This window comes from Streptococcus mitis, assembly GCF_946190285.1.
In the GTDB taxonomy this organism is placed as follows: domain Bacteria; phylum Bacillota; class Bacilli; order Lactobacillales; family Streptococcaceae; genus Streptococcus; species Streptococcus mitis_CP.
This window is the reverse complement of record NZ_CAMHZX010000076.1, coordinates 1-257: the sequence shown is the minus strand read 5'-3', so window position 1 is coordinate 257 and position 257 is coordinate 1. Positions and strand designations below refer to the sequence as shown.

The window sequence follows — 257 nt, the reverse complement described above, 5'->3', positions numbered from 1 at the left end:
GCTAAGTTAAAAAACAAAACATACGAATCTACTTTAGGTATTCCGGTTGCTATTGCTGACTTAGGTGCAGTAACAGCTATACGGGCTATTAAGGTTGGTAGAACTATTGCAGAGGCAGTAGAAATGGGTATTAACAGAATTAAAAAAGCCCTTAAAGAAAAAGGTATTGACAAGTGGGATAAAGAGGCCGATTACCGTAAGGACTTAACTGAAACATTGGAAGGCGAAGGAGTTTCATTGAAGCCGGTAAAAGATAA

General features: G+C 38.1%; 1 protein-coding gene. It reads left to right on the top strand.

The window, feature by feature from the left end; genetic code table 11:
* The coding region (locus N8L39_RS09370; protein ID WP_261039392.1) for a hypothetical protein at positions 1-257 on the top strand (257 nt) is incomplete at both ends.